The sequence below is a fragment of the Nocardia niigatensis NBRC 100131 genome, assembly GCF_000308655.1.
GTDB lineage: Bacteria > Actinomycetota > Actinomycetes > Mycobacteriales > Mycobacteriaceae > Nocardia > Nocardia niigatensis.
On sequence record NZ_BAGC01000007.1, the window covers coordinates 1 to 431 of the forward strand.

At 67.3% G+C, this 431-nt stretch carries 1 protein-coding gene; it reads left to right on the forward strand.

The genetic code is table 11. The features are described 5' to 3' along the window. The coding region (locus ON33_RS03845; protein WP_040855155.1) for an AMP-binding protein at positions 1–431 on the forward strand (431 nt) is incomplete at both ends.

The following is a 431-nucleotide window of genomic DNA, read 5'->3' on the forward strand; positions in this document are numbered from 1 at the left end:
GTGCTGCAGAAGACTCCGGCCACCTTCGACGTGTCGGTGTGGGAGTTCTTCTGGCCTTTGCAGACCGGTGCGCGCCTGGTGGTTGCCAAGCCGGACGGGCATCGAGACCCGGTGTACCTGGCGCAGATCATCGCGGAGCAGGGTGTTACCACCGCCCATTTCGTGCCGTCCATGCTCTCCGCCTTCGTCGCCGCACTGGGTGAAAGCAACCCATTGGTTCGCGGCGCGTCGCGTTGTGGACCGAGTGGAGCGGGGGAGCGAAGCGGAGGGAGGATCGAGACCTTCAGCGCCGCGAATCCGCCGGAGCGCAGCGGAGGCAGATTGAACACTGTGTTCGCCTCCGGTGAGGCGCTTCCCGCGCCTACCGCGCAGCGGCTGCGTGAGCTGACCGGCGCGCGCCTGCACAACCTGTATGGTCCGACCGAGGCCGC